Here is a 16,715-nt window from a genome sequence, read left to right as displayed (position 1 = left end):
CGGCACCGCGCCCCCTCGATCGAGGGGAGCACCGCCTCCTCAACGACGGAGGAGGCGCACGGCGGGTGCCGTGCGCCTCCTCGGCTCACCTGGGCGGGCAGCTCAGTGCTCCCGGCCAGTGCCCCGCAGATCAGTGCCGGCGTGCCGGCTTCCGCGGACGACGGAGCACCAGCAGGGTGCCGCCCGCGACCAGCAGCAGCACCGCGATGCTCGCGGGCACCGCCAGCTCCGTGCCGGTGAAGGCGAGGCTGCCGCCGCCGGGTGCGGTGACGACCACGCCGCCTCCGTCAGCTGCCGGGGTGACGGTGACGCCCAGCGCCGCGGGCACCGTCACGGCCAGCTCGGCGGTCGAGCGGCTGCCGTCCTCGTCGGCGACCGAGTAGGTGACGGTGGCCGTCCCGGAGAACGCCGCCTCGGGGGTGAAGGTGATCGTGCCGTCGATGCCGACCCGCCACGTGCCCGTGCGGGGCACCGCTACCGACGAGACGAGCTCGCCGGTGGCCGGGTCGACGAGCTGCACCGAGCGCGGGTCGAGCGCGGTCGAGCCCGAGCTGTCGTTGCCCGTCACCGTGACGGTCACGGGCGTGCCCGGGGCCGTCGTGCCGCGGTCGTCCACGGCGGTCGGGGGAGCGCCCACCGTCACGGTGACGGTCGAGCGGGCGGTGCCGCCGTCGACGTCGCTGACGACGTAGGGCACGGTCACCGTGCCGGTGTACGCGGCCTCGGGGGCGAAGGTGATCCGTCCCGTCGTGGCGTCCACCGTGAAGGTCCCGGTGCCGCCGACCGTGACGGTCGTGACCGGCGAGCCGGTCCCGTCGAGCAGCCGGACGGACGTCGGGGCCAGCGGGGTGCGGGCGTTGCCGGGCGCGTCGTTCGCCAGGGGGTCGATCGTCACGGGAGTCCTGGCCGGCGTCTGCGCGCTGTCCGGTGCGGCCGTGGGGGCGACCGAGGTGACGGTGACCACGACGGTGGCCGTCGCGGTCAGCCCGCGGGCGTCGGCGACCTGGTAGGTGACCGGTGCCGTGGTGCCGACGAAGGCCTGAGCCGGCGAGAAGACGACCGAGCCCTTCGCGGGGTCGACCCGCAGGACTCCGAGGCCGGGCAGGGTGAGGGTCTTCCCGCCGTCGGCGAGCACGGCTCCGGCCGGCTGGCCGGTCGTCGTGAACACGACCGAGGCCGGGTCGATCGCCGCACCGCCGCGGACGCCGGCGGCGTCGTTGGCGACGAGGTCGACCGTGACCGGGGTGTTCTGCGGGGTGGTCGCCCGGTCGTCCACGGCACGCGGGACGACCGGGGTCACCGTGACCGTGGCGACGGCGGTGCTCGTGGCGCCCCCCGCGTCGGCGATCCGGTACGTGACCGGCGTCGTCGTGCCGGCGAAGCCGTCGGCCGGCGTGAAGGTCGCGACGCCCGAGGTGCGGTCGACGGTCCACACGCCCTGCGCCGGGACGGTCAGCGTGCGGCCGCCGTCGGAGACGACGGCGTCCTTCGGCTGGCCCGCGGCGGTGAAGACCACGGTGCTCCGGTCGACCGCCGTGCCGCCCGACACGCCGGGGGCGTCGTTCTGCGGGAGGTCGACGGTGACCGCGGTGTTCTGCGGCGTGCTGGCCGTGTCGTCCTGGGCCTTCGGCCCGACCTCCCGCACGCTGACGGTGAGCGTCGCCGTGGTCGAGGTGCGGTCGACGTCGGAGACGCCGTAGACGACCGGCGAGGCCTCGCCGCGGAAGCCCGCGACGGGGGCGAAGGTGATCGCTCCGGTGGCCGGGTCGATCGTGTAGCTGCCCTGGTCGGCGACCGTGAGGGTGCGGCGGTCGGTCGACACGGCTGCTCCCGCGGGCTGTCCCTTCGAGGGGAACACGACCGAGGTCGGCTCGATCGGGGTCCGGCCGTTGCCGCCGCGGTCGTTCCCGACGACGTCGACCGTCACCGGGGTGCCCTGACGGGTCTCGGCGGCGTCGTCGGTCGGGGTCGGGGTGACCGGCGCCACGGTGACCGTGATCCGGCCGGTGCCCTGGGCCTCGCCCGTGTCGGCGACCTGGTAGACGACGGGGCTCGTCGTGCCGGTGGCGCCCTGAGCGGGCGTGTAGGTCACCTTCCCGGTGGCCGGGTCGGCCGTCCAGGTGCCCTGGCCGGGGACGGCCAGGGTGCGGCCGTCGTCCGAGACCGTCGCGCCCGCGGGCTGGCCTGCGGTCGGGAAGACGACGGTGGTCGGGTCGAGCGGGGTGCCGCCCTCCACGCCGGGGACGTCGTTCGAGGTGACGTCGATCAGGACGGGCGTGTTCTGGCTCGTCGCGTCCGTGTCGTCGGCGGGCGCCGGGCCCACCGGGGTGACGGTGACCGTGACGGTCGTCACGGACGACTCGCCGTCGCTGTCGGCGACCCAGTAGCTGACCGGAGTGGCCTCGCCGCGGAAGGCGGGCTCGGGCGTGAAGGTGATCGCGCCGGTCTTGGCATCGATCTCGTAGACGCCCTGGTCGGGCACGGTCAGCGTGCGGCCGTCCTTCGACACGGTGGCGTCGGCGGGCTGGCCGGGGGTCGTGAACGACACGGTGGTGGGGTTGATCGGCGTCTGCTCGTTGCCCGCGTCGTCGTTGTCGAGCACGTCGGTCACGACAGGGCGTCCCTGCGTGGTGGTCGGACGGTCGGGGTTCGCGGTCGGGGCGACGGTGTTCACCCTGACCTCGATGGTGGCGGGGTCCGTCAGGCCGCTGGTGTCCGACACCTGGTAGGTGACGACCTTCACGGGGCCGGCGTAGCCGGGCGCGGGCGTGAAGGTCACGATGCCGGTGCGGGGGTCGGCCTGGTAGCTGCCCTCACCGTCGACGGTCGCGGTGCGGCCGTCGTCCGAGACCGTGACCCCGGCAGGCTGGCCCGCGGCGGGGAACACGACGGTGGTCGGGTCGACCGGGGTGCCGCCGGTCACGCCGGGGGCGTCGTTGGCGGTCACGTCGATCGTGACGGGGGCGTTCTGGCCGGTCGTCGCGATGTCGTCCGTGGCGCGGGGCGCGAGCGCGGTGACCGAGACGGAGATCGGAGCCGTGGAGGCGGTGCCGTCGGCGTCCAGGGCGCGGTACGTCACCGGGGCGGCGTCGCCGCGGAACGCGGGGTCAGGAGCGAAGGTGACTCCGCCGGTGGTGGCTGAGGCGGTCCAGGTGCCCTGGCCGGGCACGGTCAGCGTGCGTCCGTCGTCCGAGACGACGGCGCCGGCGGGCTGGCCGCTCGCGGGGAACGTCACCGAGGTGCGGTCGATGCGGCCGCGGTCGTTGCCGAGCACGTCGATCTCGACGGCGGCGCCCTGGCTCGTGGTCGCGGCGTCGGCGACGGCGGTGCCGGCGAACGCGACGGTGATCGTGGCCGAGCCGCGCTTCCCGCGGACGTCGTCGACGGTGTAGGTCACCGGGGTCGGGTCGCCGACGAGGCCGTCGGCGGGGGTGAACGTCACGCGGCCCGTGGTGGCGTCGACCGTCCAGGTGCCCTCGCCGGGGACGACGAGGGTGCGGCCGTCGCTGGACAGCTGCGAGCCGGTGACGCCGGGAGCGAGGAGGCGCACGGTCGTGGCGTCGAGGTCGCCGGAGTCGTTCGCGAGCACGTCGACGGTGACCGGACGGCCCTCGGCGGCGCCGCGCGACGAGTCGTCCTGCGCGGTCGGGCCGGCGAGCGGGTTGGTGAACTCGCACGTCACGTTGCTGCCGTTGGCGGACGGGACGGTGAAGGCGGCCGTGCTGCCCTTGCCCTCCGAGACGACGGCGCCGGTGCCCAGGTCGGTGCACTGGTAGGCCGTGGCGTAGTCCGCCGGGTTCGTCTTGTCGTTAGCGGGCGTCTGCGTCGCCGTGTACGACTGGCCCGGCAGCAGGATGACGGGACCGGCGGTCGCTGACGTGTCCTTGTCGACCGTGCTCGCGGTGGCCGGCTTCGGGACGTCCCCGCCGCCGACGGCGACGGTGAACTGGTCGTCCGCGTCGTGGCGCCCCTCGGAGAGCGTCGTCGACGCCTGGCCGGTGGAGGGGTACTGGCGCGTGCCCATGTCGGTCAGCGTGACCGAGGGGGTGCGACGGTCGAGGATCGCGCCCGTGACCGGGTTGACCTTGAGGAAGCTGGCGCCGCTGCTGCCCGAGATGTAGAGGTAGCCGTCGTCGGCGAAGGCGAGCGACGTGAGCGCGGCGGGCGGGGTGATGACCGGGCCCACGGGGACCGCGGTGACGGCTGTGGTCGCAGTCCCGCTGAGGGCGGCCGCGTCGACGCGGTAGATCTGTGCGTTGCCGGCGCTGCTCGAGATGAAGTACATGTTGCCGAGGCGGTCGAAGGCGAGGTCGCCGTTGCCCCCGGGAGGCGTCGGCGCCGTCACCGTGATCGCCGTCGCGGCGATCTTGTTCCCGTCCGGGTCGTAGCTGGTGAACGAGAACTTGTCGGCCGAGCCCTGCACGAACCCGCCGAACCAGTACTTGTCCGTCCGGGGGTCGACCCCGCCCATCTGGTTGGCCACCGTGGCGCCGGTCGAGCGGGCGGTGGTCTCCCAGGCGGTGCCCGGCGCCGTCGCCGACGCCGTGTACTCGTACACGTTCGTCCCGTTGGTCATCAGCAGCTTGTCGCCGTCGTTCGTGAAGCCGAGCTGGTTGAGCCCGGTCGCGCCGGTCGGCTCGGTGAGCACGGTGGTCGCCGTCCCGGTGGTCCGGTCGATCGACACCACGGAGGAGGAGCCGGACACGGTCCCGTAGATCGCCGCGGTCGAGAACTTCTCGGCCGCGGAGGCCGTCTGGGGCAGGACGAGAGCGGAGCCGCCGGCGACGAGCGCGACGACGCAGCTGCCTGCGAGCAGTCTGAGGTGGGGGCGCGCTGATCGAGCGCGGTGCTTGGCGGGCACGGCGGAGCCTTTCGTCGGGTGGGTGCTCGGCGACGGGGGATCGCGGAGCCGTCAGAGTCAAGCGGCCGGGAGGCCGGACGCAGACCCCTTGTCCTCAGATGTGCCGTCAAGTGGGGTACCCCGGCGCCGTCAGGCAGGGTCCCTCACTCGTTCTGCGGACAACGCAGGAGGCGCGGGTGCGCTCAGCGGACCGCCCGCGTCGACGGGCAGCGGCGACGGAGTACGGTCGCGCTCATGGGGGCGACGGAGCTGGCACGGTGGATGCTGCGTCCGGTGCTGCGCCTCCGGCTGGCCTGGTTCCGCCACCTCGTGCGCGGCGGGACGTTCCCGCCTGCCCCGACGTCTGCCGCTCTCCGGGCGGCGGTCGAGGCCCGTGCCGACCCGTCGGCCGACCGGGTCGGCTGGCTCGGCAGCCCCGCCGGGGCCCGCTTCGGCGTGCTCCACGACGACCTCACCACCCTCGCCCGGGTGGCCTCGCTCGTCGAGGCGCAGCGCGGTCGACCGATGGTCTGGATCGAGGACGGGACCGCCCTGCTCACGGTCCGCGACGCGGCGGAGAACGGGACCGCGGCGCTCGCCGGCGTCGACGTGACCGTCGTCGCCCTCGGCTTCAGCGACGTCATGCTGATGACCTCGGCCGAGGCCTGGACGCGCGACCTCGACCGGCTCCTCGACTGTGCTCGTCGGCCCGGCCGTGTCCTCACCCCCGTGATCGTCGGCGGCATCCCGCCGATGGACCGCTTCACCGAGACCGCCTGGACGGGCCGGGAGCTGATCCGGCGGCAGGTCGCTCGGCTGGACGCGGCGACCGCCGAGCTCGTGCGTCGCCGCGGCGACTGCGTCTTCGTGCGCTTCCCCGACCTCGACGCGGGCGCCGCACAGGTCCGCGGCCGGCTCTGGTCGTGGTCGCGGGTGCACCAGCTCTGGGCCGCGGCCCTCGCGCCCGAGCTCACGCGCCTCCTCGACGAGGGCGCCTAGGGCGCCGGTCTGCGACCGGTGGCGGGAGCCCGACGGGCACCGTCCGACGCAGGGGCGCGCCCGCACGGCAGGATGGCCTCATGACGGACATCAGCGGCATCGACCTCGCCCACGAGCTGCGCCAGGTCGAGGCGCACTGGACGCCCCGGGTCGTCGGGCAGGTCAACGACCAGTACGTGAAGGTCGCGAAGCTGCTCGGCGAGCTCGTCTGGCACGCTCACGACGCCGAGGACGAGATGTTCCTGGTCGTCTCGGGCCGCCTCCGCATCCAGCTGCCGGACGACCAGGAGGTCGTGCTCGGCCCGGGCCAGTTCCACGTCGTGCCCCGCGGGGTGCAGCACAACCCGATCGCCGACGAGGAGGTGCAGATCGTCCTGATCGAGACGGTCACCACCGCGCACACCGGCGACGTCGTCGTCGAGGGGACCGTGCCGGTCGAGCGCCAGCTGGGCGCCTTCCGCTGAGCGGAGGCGTCGCCGACCGTGGAGGCGTCGCCGACCACGGAGGCCAGGCCGGTAGGGGAAAAGGGACCGGGCTGGCGTGGGCCCGCCCCTGACGCGTCCCTTCTCGCCTACGCCCCGAGGTCGGCGGGCGGGCGGAGCCCCACGGCGGGCAGGACGACGCCGTCGATCAGGCCGAGCAGGAACGCACGGTCGACCGGCTGCTTCATGATGATCGTGCGGTAGGCGACCATCGACGGCGAGATGAGGGCGAGGTCGTCGATCGCGATGTCGGCGGGGATCTCGCCCCGGTCGATGGCCCGCTGCAGCAGCCGGCGGTTGATCTCGACCCGGGGCTGGACGATCGCCGTGTTGACGGCCGCGGCGAGCTCGGGGCTGTCGGCGAGCAGCGAGACGATGCCGGCCATGACCTTGAGCTTCTTCTCGTTGTCCTGGATCGAGTGCGGCCTGATCATGGCGACGAGGTCGCCGCGCAGGGTGCCGGTGTCGGGCAGGCCCACCGGGTCGCCGGGACCGGGGGCGGCCTTCATGCAAGCCACGGCGTCGATGACGAGGTCGCTCTTGGACGCCCAGCGCCGGTAGACGGTGGCCTTGCCGGCCTTCGCCCGCGTCGCCACCATCTCGATGGTCATCCCGTCGTAGCCGGTCTCGGCCAACACGTCGATCGCCGCCTGCAGGATCTCGGCGTCGCGCGAGGGGTCGCGCTTGCGGCCGAGCTTCGGGGGAGCCGTCCCGGCCTCGACGGCGGATCCGGGCTCGACGGGAGTCTCGACCTCGACGGCTGCGTCGTCCTGCGTCATCGCTCCCTGCCTCCTTCGTCGGCTTCCCCATCCTAGGCGGACATATCCGAAACCGGGTAGTTCCGAAACTGTCGCGGACCGTATAGAGTCCCCGACATGACCCAGACCTCACCCGCCACGAGCGGCCCTCCCGCCGTGGCGTCCCGCCGCTGGTGGACCCTCACCACCGTCGCGCTGGCCCAGCTCATGGTGGTGCTCGACTCGACCGTCGTGAACATCGCCCTGCCCAGCGCACAGGCCGACCTCGGCTTCTCGGACGGCGACCGCCAGTGGGTCGTCACCGCCTACTCGCTCGCCTTCGGCAGCCTCCTCCTGCTCGGCGGACGCCTCTCCGATCTGATGGGCCGCAAGCGCACCTTCGTGATCGGCCTCGTCGGCTTCGCGCTCGCCTCGGCCCTCGGCGGCGCCGCGGGCAGCTTCGGCATGCTCGTCGCGGCCCGGGCCCTGCAGGGCGCGTTCGGCGCGCTGCTCGCCCCGACGGCGCTCGCCGTCCTCACCACCACGTTCACGGTCCCCAAGGAGCGTGCGCGCGCCTTCGGCGTCTTCGGCGCGATCGCCGGGGCAGGAGGCGCGCTCGGGCTCCTGCTCGGAGGCGTCCTCACCGAGAACGCCGACTGGCGCTGGAACCTCTACATCAACGTCGTGATCGCGGTCGTCGCCGTCGTCGGCGCCGTGATGTTCCTGCACACCGTGCCGCGTCAGGGCCCTCGCCCGAAGCTCGACGTGCCCGGCACGGTGCTCGTCTCGGCCGCGCTCTTCTCGCTGGTCTACGGCTTCTCGAACGCGGAGGCCGAGGGCTGGGGCTCGCCGCTCACCTGGGGCTTCCTCGCCGCCTCCGGCGTCCTGCTGGTCGCGTTCGTCGTGTGGCAGCGCCGTGCCGAGCACGCGCTGCTGCCGCTCAGCGTCGTCCTCGACCGCAACCGCGGCGCGGCCTACCTGTCGGTGACGATCGCCGGGGCCGGCATGTTCGGCATCTTCCTGTTCGTCACCTACTACCTGCAGACGTCGCTGGCGTACACGCCGATCCAGACGGGCGTCTCGTTCCTGCCGATGATCGGCATGCTGATCCTCGCCGCCCAGCTCTCGACGAACGTCTTCGTGCCGCGGTTGGGGCCGAAGGTCATGGTGCCGTTCGGCATGCTCCTCGGGGCGGCGGGCATGCTCTACCTGACCCGTCTCGGCCTCGACAGCACCTACGCCCGCGACGTGCTGCCGGCGCTGATGGTGCTCGGCTTCGGCATGGGCTCGATCATGCCCGCCTCGATCCAGACGGCCACCCTGGGCGTCGACCGAGGACATGCAGGAGTCGCCTCCGCGATGGTCAACACGGGCCAGCAGGTAGGCGGCTCGATCGGCACCGCCCTGCTCAACACCCTCGCGGCCACGGCGGCGACGGGCTACGTCGCGTCGCACCTGCCCGCCGACGCCCGCACGGCGGCCGAGGCGGCGGTGCACGGCTACGCGACGGCGTACTCGTGGGGTGCCGGCTTCTTCCTGCTCGGCGCCGTCCTCGCGGTGACGCTGTTCCGCACGAAGGCCGACACGCGGGCCCGGGCCGAGGCCGCGGCCGCCCGGGCGGGCGAGGCGGGCGACACCGGCGCCGCGGACGCGGGTGCGGGCTCGCCGGCTCCCGAGCCGGTCGTCGCGCACTAGCCCCGCCGGCCCGGACGCACGGAGCCCCCGCCGACCGCCTCCGAGGCGACGTCGACGGGGGCTCTCCCGCGTCCGGCGGACCGCACCGGATAGCCTTGGCCGCATGGCACGCCGGGGTCCGTACGCGAAGGGCGTGGCCAAGCGTGAGGAGATCCTCCGGACGGCCCTCGAGGTCGTCGACCGGAACGGGATGCGGGGCACCTCGGTGCGCGAGCTCGCCGACGCCGTCGACCTGACCCAGGCGGGTCTGCTGCACCACTTCGGCAGCAAGGAGGCGCTGTTCCTCGCCATCCTCACGGTGCGCGACGACGAGGACGCCGAGCGAGCCGCGGGGCTCGACGTCATCGACCAGTTCCTGCTGGTCATCCAGCGCAACGCGCGGACACCGGGCATGGTGCAGCTCTTCACGAGCCTGTCCGCGGCCGCGACCAGCGACCCGGCGCATCCGGCGCACGCCTGGTTCGCCGAGCGCTACGTCCGCTTCCGCACCCTGCTGACCCAGACCATGCGCGAGCGCCAGGCCCGCGGCGACATTCCCGCCGACCTCGACGTCGAGAAGCTGGCCGCCGTGATGATGGCGGTCAGCGACGGCATGCAGCTGCAGTGGATGCTCGACCCGTCGACCGACATGTCCGCCCACGTCCGGCTCGTCTGGGAGCTCGCGCTCCGGAGCGCCCCGCGGTCGTCGTGACCTGAGCGGATCGGCAGTTGCCTTCGGCGGGTCGCTGTCGTCCGCGGCGGGCCGTTGCTCGCAGTCGACGGGTCCCCGTCGTCCGCGGCGGGTGGCAGCGCGAGGTCGGCGGGTCCCCGTCGTCCGCGGCGGGTGGGCGCTGACCCGCCGTCGGCCACAGGAACCCGCCGAACCCACTGGGCCGAGCAGGGTCGAGCCCGGAAGGAGGCGGTGGCCGCGTCCCTAGGCGCGGGCGCGGTCAGCCGCAGCGGGGCGGCTGGCCCCGGCTGGCCCCGGCGGCCCCGGCGGCCCTAGGCCCCGCCGGCGTCGCCGGCGTCGCCGCAAGCGCACGCGCGCGACGTCGCCGCCCACACCGCGACGGCCGCGGCCGCCGACCACGCCTGCGGCCGGCACGACGCCGGGTACGGCACCGGCGCGGGCACGTCGGCCGCGGCGTCGCCCCCGTGCAGCTCGGGCATGCGGTAGCCGAACCACGGCGCCGCGGCGAGCAGTCCCTCGGACAGCAGACGCGCCTCCTCGTGGTGGTGCGTCGCGGCGAGGCCGGCGACCGCGACGGCGGTGTCGTGGGTCCAGACGGTGCCGAGGTGGTAGCCGAGGGGCCAGAAGCCGGCCGCGTCCGAGCTGAGCGTGCGGAGGCCGAAGCCGCTCGCGAGCTCGGGGCCGGCGAGGCGGGCGGCGACCAGCGACTCCTCGTCGGCGTCGAGCAGTCCGGTGCCGAGCAGGTGCCCGATGTTGCTCGTGACCGTGTCGACCGCGCGCTTGTCGGCGTCGAGGGCGACGGCAGGGAACCTGCCTCGCGCGTCCGTGACCCAGAAGCGCTCACGGAACGCCGTCCGCAGCCGGTCGGCCCAGCCGCGCCACTCGTCGGCCCCGGGGCGGTCGAACGCGTCGAGCAGATCGGCGCCGTGCACCGCCGCCTCGTGCGCGTAGGCCTGCACCTCGCACAGCGCGATCGGGCCGTCGGCGAGGCGCCCGTCGCTCCACTGGACGCTGTCGCCCGAGTCCTTCCAGCCCTGGTTCGACAGGCCGTGGCCGGTCTCGTCGACGTACTCGAGCAGGCCGTCGCCGTCGCTGTCGCCGTGGTCGCGCATCCAGTCGAGCGCCGCCTCCAGGTGCGGCAGCAGGGCCCGCACCTCGTCGTCGGGGAGGCCCGCTCGCCACGCGTCGTGCAGCAGGCAGATCCAGAGCGCCGTCGCGTCGACCGTGCCGTAGTAGAGGGGCGCGAGCGTGACGCCCTCCCCGTGGATCTCGAGCGGCCGCTGCCGCAGCTCGTGCATGACCTTGCCGGGCTGCTCGGCGCTCGCCGCGACCTCGCGCGTGCCCTGCAGGCCGGCGAGCACGCGCAGGGTGCCGGCCGCGACGCCCAGGCCCACGCGGAGGTCGGGGTCGAGCGGCAGCGCCAGCCGCGCAGCCCAGAGCGAGTCGCGGCCGAAGAGGGTGAAGAACCAGGGGGCGCCCGCGGCGAAGAACACGTCGTCGGGTCGGTCGGTCGTCGTCATGCGGAGCGCGGACAGGTCGCCGAGCGCCTGGTCGAGCCAGCGTGCCAGGCGGTCGTCGTGCGGCGCAGGGTCGAGGGCGCCCCAGCGCTGGTCGCCCTCGACGCCGGCCACGACCGCGCCGTCGAGCACCGTCGTGAGCTCGAGCCCGGCCGAGGCGGCACCCCGGGCCGGCACGCGCAGGTGCCAGGTCAGCCGCAGCTCGCCGTCGGCGGTGGCCTCGATCCGCACCGCGCCTCCTGCGTCCGCGCTGACCGTCTCGCCTCCGTCGTCGGCCCCGCCCGCCGCGCTCCCTGCGCCGGTCAGCGTCAGCGTCGTCACGGCGTCGCCGCCCGACCAGGAGGCGCGTACCCCGTCGACCCGCAGGTCACGCGGCGGCACGGCCGGCAGCCCCGCCTTCACCTCGTCCATCGACGACGCGTCGGGCTGCACCGCCACGGTCAGCACGACGTCGAGCTCGCGAGCCAGGCGCGACGTCGCCGTGAGCGTCTCGCGGACCCCGCCGGTGCCGACCTCGCGCAGCAGCGACAGCCGCACGTCGGGGTCGGCCCCGTGGTCGTCGAGGCCGCGCAGCAGCGACTCGAACCGGATCGAGGAGGCGCCGAGCGGCACCGAGGCGATCGTCTCGACCCTGCTGCCCCGGACCTCGACCCGGTGCCCGCGCAGCACGCGGGTGTCGCCGGCCCAGACGCCGTGGATCGCAGCGCCGCCCATCGCGCCGGTCGAGTCGGACCAGGCCTGGGCGGGCGCCTTGAGCACCACGGTCTCGGCGGCGAGGAACGGCTGGAGCGGCTCGGCCGAAGGGGCCGACGTGGCCGACGCGGCGTCGGCGGCTGCGGCGCCTGAGTCGGCGACGGTCGTGGGTCGTGACGTGGTGTCGGTCATGACGGGAGAGGTCCTTGCGCTGAGGGGCGTGCGGGGGAGGTGCTGCGGGCGTGAGCGGGACGGAGCCGGCCCCGGTGGAGGGCCGGCTCCCTGCCCTCACTCCTTCACGGCCCCGTCGCTGCTGTTCATGATCTGGCGCTGGAACACGAAGAAGATCACGGCGACGGGGATGGTCATGACGACCGCGGCGGCGAGCTTCACCGGGTACTGGCTGCCCTGGCTGAGCTGCCCGGAGGCGAGCCCCGCGACGCCCTTCGTGAGGGTCGTCAGCTCGGGCGACTGGGTCGAGATGATGAAGTGCGAGAGCTCGTTCCACGACCCCTGGAACGACAGGATGACGATCGTGACCAGCGCGGGACGGGCCATCGGCAGCACGATCGACCAGAAGACACGGAACGTGCCGGCGCCGTCGATCCGGGCCTGCTCCTCGACGCTCGGCGGGATCGACTCGAAGAAGTTCTTCATGATGAACACCCCGGCCGCGTCGACGAGCAGCGGGATGATCATGCCGGCGTACGAGTCGTAGATGCCGAGCTGGTTGATCACCAGGAACTTCGGGATCAGCAGCACCACGCTCGGCACCGCCATGACGCCGATCAGCGCGGCGAACACGACGCCCCGCCCGCGGAACCGCAGCCGGGCCAGCGCGTAGCCCGCCAGCGAGTCGAAGAACACGCGGCCCGCCGTCACGAACACCGCCACGATCGCGCTGTTCGTCGCCCAGGTCGGGAAGTCGCTGTTGACGAAGAGCGTCTGGAACGCCGCCGTCGTCCAGGTCGCGGGCACCAGCGAGAGCGGGTCGGCCGCCGCGTCCGCGTCGGTCTTGAACGACGTCGCCACGCTCACCAGGAACGGCACGATGTAGACGAGCGCCAGCGCGACCAGCGCCGCGTAGAGCACCGACGACGACACCAGCGAGGAGGTGCCGCGCGGCGGACGAGGACCCTTGCGGTCCGCAGCAGAGGACGACGGGGGAGGCCCGGCGGGCCGGCCGGTGCCGACGAGGTCGGTGACGGGAGCCGTGGCGGTCATCGGCCTGCCTCCTTCGTCGTCGAGGACGTCGGTTCGTAGAGCGACATCCGCCGTCGGGACACCGGCCGCTCGCGCAGCACCGCGCGCTGCACGATCGTGAGCACGACGATGATCGCGAAGAGCACGAACGCGATGGCCGCGCCGCGGCCCCAGTCCTGCCCGGCGAAGGCCGAGGTGTACGAGAGGTACGAGGGCGTCAGCGTCGTCTTCGCGGGCCCGCCCTGTGTGCCGGTGTAGATCTGGTCGAAGACCTGCCAGGTGCCGATCAGGCCGAGCGTCAGCACCGTGAACAGCGTCGGCCGCAGCTGCGGCAGGGTGACGCGCCAGAAGCGCTGCCAGGCGTTCGCGCCGTCCATCATCGCCGCCTCCTGCACGTCGCCGCCGAGGTTCTGCAGCGCAGCGATGAACAGCAGCATGAAGGTGCCGCTCGTCGTGAAGACGGCCATCAGCACGAAGGCGCTCATGGCGACGGAGGGGCCGGCGAACCAGTCCCACCAGCTCACGCCGAGCAGGTCGTGGTCGGTGAGGAACGCGGGGCCGGTGACGCCGATCGCGCCGAGGGCGTTGTGGACGACGCCGCTCGGGTCCTGGAACCAGGCCGGCCCCTCGATCCCGAGCCACGACAGGGCGCGGTTCACGGCGCCGGTCTGCGTGAACAGGAACAGCCACACCACGGTGATCGCGACCGAGCTCGTCACGGACGGGAAGTAGAACGCGGTGCGGAAGAAGCCCCGGCCGCGCAGCACCTGCCGGTTGACCAGCACTGCGAGGAACAGCGAGACCGCGGTCTGGATCGGCACGACGAAGACGACGTACCAGGCGTTGTTGCGCAGGGAGATGCCGAAGTCGCGGGCCGCCAGCCCGCCTCCGTTCACGAGGTCGTCGTAGTTCTGCAGGCCGACGAAGCCGACGGAGGAGCTGAAGGGCGAGCCGCGACCGCTCCAGTCCGAGACGCTGACCCACAGGGCCATCACCATCGGCACGAGCAGGAACAGCCCGAGGACCACGATGGTCGGGGTGACGAAGAGCCAGCCCGAGGTGGCCTCGCCCCGCGAGGCGGTGCCGGGGCGGGCCCTTCGGCCGACGCGGGGCTAGGCGGTGCTCACGGCAGGATCGCCGCGTAGTTCGACTGGAACGACTCGAGCAGGTCGGCCGGCTCGGCCGTGCTGAGGCCCTCGAGCTGCGAGTTGAAGTCGGCGATCACGTCGGCCGCGCCCTGCTGCGTGGGCACGCCGACGGCGAAGTCGGCCGAGTCGAGGAAGGCCGCGGAGTCGGGGTTGTCCGTCTTCCACTGGTCGGCGGCCGACTGGACGCTCGGCATCACGCCGAACGCGTCGGCGAAGGCGAGCTGCTGGTCGGTGCTGACGAGCTGCTCGACGAGCTCGAGCGCGGCCTGCTGGTTGGGGCTGTCGGCGGCGATGCCCCAGCAGTTGGTGAACTGCAGGGTGCCCTGGCCGCCGGGGCCGGAGGGCATCTCGGCGACGCGGTAGTCGACGTCGGGGTAGTCGGCGTTCATCGCGCCGGCGATCCAGTTGCCCTCGACCGTCATCGCGGCCTTGCCGGTGCCGAAGGCCTCGCCGCCCCAGCCGGCGCCGAGGTCGGCGGCGAACGCGGCGTCGCCGCTCGTGACCAGGTCCTTGACGTAGGTCAGGCCCTCGACGTTCTCGTCGGAGTCGACCGTCGCCTCCGTGCCGTCCTCGTTCGTCAGCGAGCCGCCGGCCTCGGCCATGAAGGCGCCGACGCGGGCGTACTCGGCCCCGAAGGCGAGGCCGACGTGGTCGGCGGTGGTGAGCTTCGCCGCGACGTCGGCGAGGCCGTCCCAGTCGGTGGGCACGTCTGCGTCGGTGAGGCCCGCCTCCTGCCACATCTGCTCGTTGATCACGAGGCCGAGCGTCGAGAAGTCCTTGGGCGCGCAGTAGAACTGGTCGTCGTAGGTGAAGCTGTCGACGAGCGTGGGGAAGAAGTCGTCGGTCTCGCTGAGCTGGTCGCCGTAGGCGAGCAGGCTGCCGTTCTCGGCGAAGCCCGCGAGGGCGTCGGTCGAGAGGTAGAAGACGTCGGCGGGCGAGCCGGAGGCGAAGCCCTGGCTGAGCTGCTGCGGCAGGTCGCTGGCGACGCTCACCTCGGCGTCGGTGCCGCTGTCGCCCGACCAGCTCGCGACGGCGTCGCGGACGGCCGCGGCCTCGGCGTCGCCGCTCGAGGCGATCAGCACGGTGAGCGAGTCGTCGCTCGAGGTGAGGGCGCCGTCGGAGCTCGCGCCGTCGCCGCCTCCCTCGCTGAAGCCGGAGCCGCACGCGCTGAGCGCGAGCCCGGTCACGGTGGCGATGGCGCCGAAGGCCATCAGGCGGCGGATGCGTCGTTGCACGGTGTCTCCTCGTCGAGAACGGTCGTCCCGGTGGTCGCGTCGTTGCGGATTTGAACGATCAAAACCGGGTGGTCGCTAGAGTAGGCACCTGCTCGCGCGGCTGTCAATCGAGGCTGCGGCGGGGTGCGCTCCGCGGACGACGCAGAGCCGCGACGCGGGGCTGATCGATGACGACGAGCGAGACGAGGTGGGCCGTGCCGAGTGTCGAGTCGCCGCGCCTGCCCACGGTCGTGGACGTCGCCAAGGAGGCGGGCGTCTCGCGCCAGACCGTCTCCAACGTGCTGAACACGCCCGACATCGTCGCTCCCGCCACGCGCTCCCGGGTCGAGCAGGCGATCGCCTCGCTCGCCTACCGCCCCCACGCATCGGCGCGGCGGCTGCGCACCCGCAAGAGCTCGACGATCGGGGTGCGCCTCGACCCGGTCGCGAACGGCATCTCGGGGGCGGTGCTCGACCGCTTCCTGCACGCGCTGACCGAGCGGGCCGACGAGCACGGCCTCCGCGTGCTGCTCTTCACGGCGAAGGACCCGCTCGACGAGGTCGCCCAGTTCCGCCGCCTCCTCGACGGGGCCGACGTCGACTCGTTCGTGCTCACGTCGACCTCGTACGACGACCCCCGCACCGACTGGCTGCTGCGCGCGGAGGCCGACTTCGTGTCGTTCGGGCGGCCGTGGGGCAGCGACGTGGCCGACCCGGCCCGGCGCTGGGTCGACGTCGACGGGCACCAGGGGGTCGCCGAGGCGACCCGCGCCCTGCTCGACGGGGGAGCCCGCCGCGTCGTGTTCCTCGGCTGGCCGTCCGCGTCGGGCATCGGCACCGAGCGACGGCAGGGCTGGCGCGACACGATGCTCGCCCACGGCGTGCTCGCCCCCGCGGAGCTCGACGAGGTCGACCTGACCGTCGACGACCAGGTCTCGCTCGCCTCCGACCGGATCGGCGAGCTCGCGGCGCACCTCGCCGAGACCGGCCGCACGATCGACGCGGTCGTCTGCGCCAGCGACTCGCTCGCCCTCGGAGCGTTCATGGTGCTCGGCCGCTCGGTGCCCGTGGTCGGCTACGACGACACCCCCGTCGCCGCGGCCCTCGGCCTCTCGAGCGTGCACCAGCCCGTCGAGGAGGTGGCCCACGCCACCCTGGACCTGCTGCTGCACCAGGGCCCCGCGGCCCGCGTCGCCTCGCCCGGGTCGGCCGCCGACCCGCGGCACCGCCTGCTCGCCCCGCGGCTCGTGCTCCGCTAGCTCGCCGCCCCCTCCTCGCTCGCTCGCCCCGCCCCTCGCCCTCCTCATTCAGGAGATGCGTCCTGGCCCGCGCAACTCAGGTCCGGATCGTCCTGATCCGTGCACAGTTCAGGAGGCGCGGGCCGAGCCTTCCTGAATGCGTCGCGCCTGCCCCTGGACGAGACGCCTGCGACGTGCGAGGGTCGGCAGATGATCTGGTGGGTGGCGCCGATCGCCGCAGCGGCGGGGTTCGTGGGGCTCTGCGTCGTGCTGCGCGAC

11 protein-coding genes are annotated in these 16,715 nt (G+C 73.6%); 5 read left to right on the top strand and 6 right to left on the bottom strand.

Annotated elements, in window-relative coordinates; all coding sequences use genetic code 11:
- Positions 1 to 130 precede the first annotated feature (130 nt).
- A complete protein-coding gene (locus EDF20_RS06085; RefSeq protein ID WP_133737998.1) occupies positions 131 to 4,861 on the bottom strand; it encodes a tandem-95 repeat protein in 4,731 nt (1,576 codons plus the stop codon).
- A gap of 234 nt (positions 4,862 to 5,095) precedes the next feature.
- Between EDF20_RS06085 and EDF20_RS06080 the strand changes: the two genes are divergently transcribed.
- Positions 5,096 to 5,839 carry a hypothetical protein gene (locus EDF20_RS06080; protein WP_133737997.1) on the top strand — a complete coding sequence of 248 codons (744 nt, stop codon included), beginning with the start codon at positions 5,096 to 5,098 and terminating at the stop codon, positions 5,837 to 5,839.
- A gap of 80 nt (positions 5,840 to 5,919) precedes the next feature.
- Positions 5,920 to 6,303: a cupin domain-containing protein gene (locus EDF20_RS06075; protein ID WP_133737996.1), complete on the top strand. Its 384-nt coding sequence runs from the start codon at positions 5,920 to 5,922 to the stop codon at positions 6,301 to 6,303.
- A gap of 107 nt (positions 6,304 to 6,410) precedes the next feature.
- Here the strand turns inward: EDF20_RS06075 and EDF20_RS06070 are convergent, their stop codons facing one another.
- Complete coding sequence (locus EDF20_RS06070) at positions 6,411 to 7,100, bottom strand: TetR/AcrR family transcriptional regulator (protein WP_133737995.1); 690 nt, start codon at positions 7,098 to 7,100, stop codon at positions 6,411 to 6,413.
- 96 nt (positions 7,101 to 7,196) lie between these two features.
- Between EDF20_RS06070 and EDF20_RS06065 the strand changes: the two genes are divergently transcribed.
- Positions 7,197 to 8,753: an MFS transporter gene (locus tag EDF20_RS06065; RefSeq protein ID WP_133737994.1), complete on the top strand. Its 1,557-nt coding sequence runs from the start codon at positions 7,197 to 7,199 to the stop codon at positions 8,751 to 8,753.
- A 103-nt stretch (positions 8,754 to 8,856) separates the two neighbouring features.
- Positions 8,857 to 9,444: a TetR/AcrR family transcriptional regulator gene (locus EDF20_RS06060; RefSeq protein ID WP_133737993.1), complete on the top strand. Its 588-nt coding sequence runs from the start codon at positions 8,857 to 8,859 to the stop codon at positions 9,442 to 9,444.
- Positions 9,445 to 9,734: 290 nt separating this feature from the next.
- On the opposite strand, the gene EDF20_RS06055 is transcribed toward EDF20_RS06060, so the two are convergent.
- The 4 genes from EDF20_RS06055 to EDF20_RS06040 form a co-directional block, all read right to left on the bottom strand.
- The gene (locus EDF20_RS06055) at positions 9,735 to 11,825 is read right to left on the bottom strand and encodes a glycogen debranching N-terminal domain-containing protein (RefSeq protein WP_133737992.1); all 2,091 of its coding nucleotides are present in this window, start codon (positions 11,823 to 11,825) and stop codon (positions 9,735 to 9,737) included.
- A 96-nt stretch (positions 11,826 to 11,921) separates the two neighbouring features.
- Entirely contained in the window at positions 11,922 to 12,857 is a 936-nt protein-coding gene (locus EDF20_RS06050; RefSeq protein WP_133737991.1) for a carbohydrate ABC transporter permease, read from the bottom strand.
- On the bottom strand, positions 12,854 to 13,867 hold the full coding sequence (locus EDF20_RS06045; RefSeq protein WP_243833410.1) for a sugar ABC transporter permease: 1,014 nt from the start codon (positions 13,865 to 13,867) through the stop codon (positions 12,854 to 12,856). Before EDF20_RS06045 ends, EDF20_RS06050 begins: the two co-directional genes overlap by 4 nt.
- A 92-nt stretch (positions 13,868 to 13,959) precedes the next feature.
- Positions 13,960 to 15,195 (bottom strand): extracellular solute-binding protein, encoded by a 1,236-nt coding sequence (locus EDF20_RS06040; RefSeq protein ID WP_208292595.1) that lies wholly within the window; start codon positions 15,193 to 15,195, stop codon positions 13,960 to 13,962.
- A gap of 191 nt (positions 15,196 to 15,386) precedes the next feature.
- On the opposite strand from EDF20_RS06040, the gene EDF20_RS06035 reads away from it, so the two are divergent.
- Complete coding sequence (locus tag EDF20_RS06035) at positions 15,387 to 16,457, top strand: LacI family DNA-binding transcriptional regulator (protein WP_133737989.1); 1,071 nt, start codon at positions 15,387 to 15,389, stop codon at positions 16,455 to 16,457.
- Positions 16,458 to 16,715: the final 258 nt, after the last annotated feature.

Source organism: Frigoribacterium sp. PhB116, from assembly GCF_004364285.1.
In the GTDB taxonomy this organism is placed as follows: domain Bacteria; phylum Actinomycetota; class Actinomycetes; order Actinomycetales; family Microbacteriaceae; genus Frigoribacterium.
The sequence above is the reverse complement of the archived record's forward strand: the minus strand, read 5'-3'. Positions and strand labels throughout refer to the sequence as shown.

Excerpts from the sequence above, each read along its gene's own strand:
- EDF20_RS06035 (WP_133737989.1), top strand. The coding sequence starts at position 15,387 with ATGACGACGAGCGAGACGAGGTGGGCCGTGCCGAGTGTCGAGTCGCCG.
- EDF20_RS06065 (WP_133737994.1), top strand. The coding sequence starts at position 7,197 with ATGACCCAGACCTCACCCGCCACGAGCGGCCCTCCCGCCGTGGCGTCC.
- EDF20_RS06080 (WP_133737997.1), top strand. The coding sequence starts at position 5,096 with ATGGGGGCGACGGAGCTGGCACGGTGGATGCTGCGTCCGGTGCTGCGC.
- EDF20_RS06075 (WP_133737996.1), top strand. The coding sequence starts at position 5,920 with ATGACGGACATCAGCGGCATCGACCTCGCCCACGAGCTGCGCCAGGTC.
- EDF20_RS06055 (WP_133737992.1), bottom strand. The coding sequence starts at position 11,825 with ATGACCGACACCACGTCACGACCCACGACCGTCGCCGACTCAGGCGCC.
- EDF20_RS06040 (WP_208292595.1), bottom strand. The coding sequence starts at position 15,195 with ATGGCCTTCGGCGCCATCGCCACCGTGACCGGGCTCGCGCTCAGCGCG.
- EDF20_RS06060 (WP_133737993.1), top strand. The coding sequence starts at position 8,857 with ATGGCACGCCGGGGTCCGTACGCGAAGGGCGTGGCCAAGCGTGAGGAG.
- EDF20_RS06070 (WP_133737995.1), bottom strand. The coding sequence starts at position 7,100 with ATGACGCAGGACGACGCAGCCGTCGAGGTCGAGACTCCCGTCGAGCCC.
- EDF20_RS06050 (WP_133737991.1), bottom strand. The coding sequence starts at position 12,857 with ATGACCGCCACGGCTCCCGTCACCGACCTCGTCGGCACCGGCCGGCCC.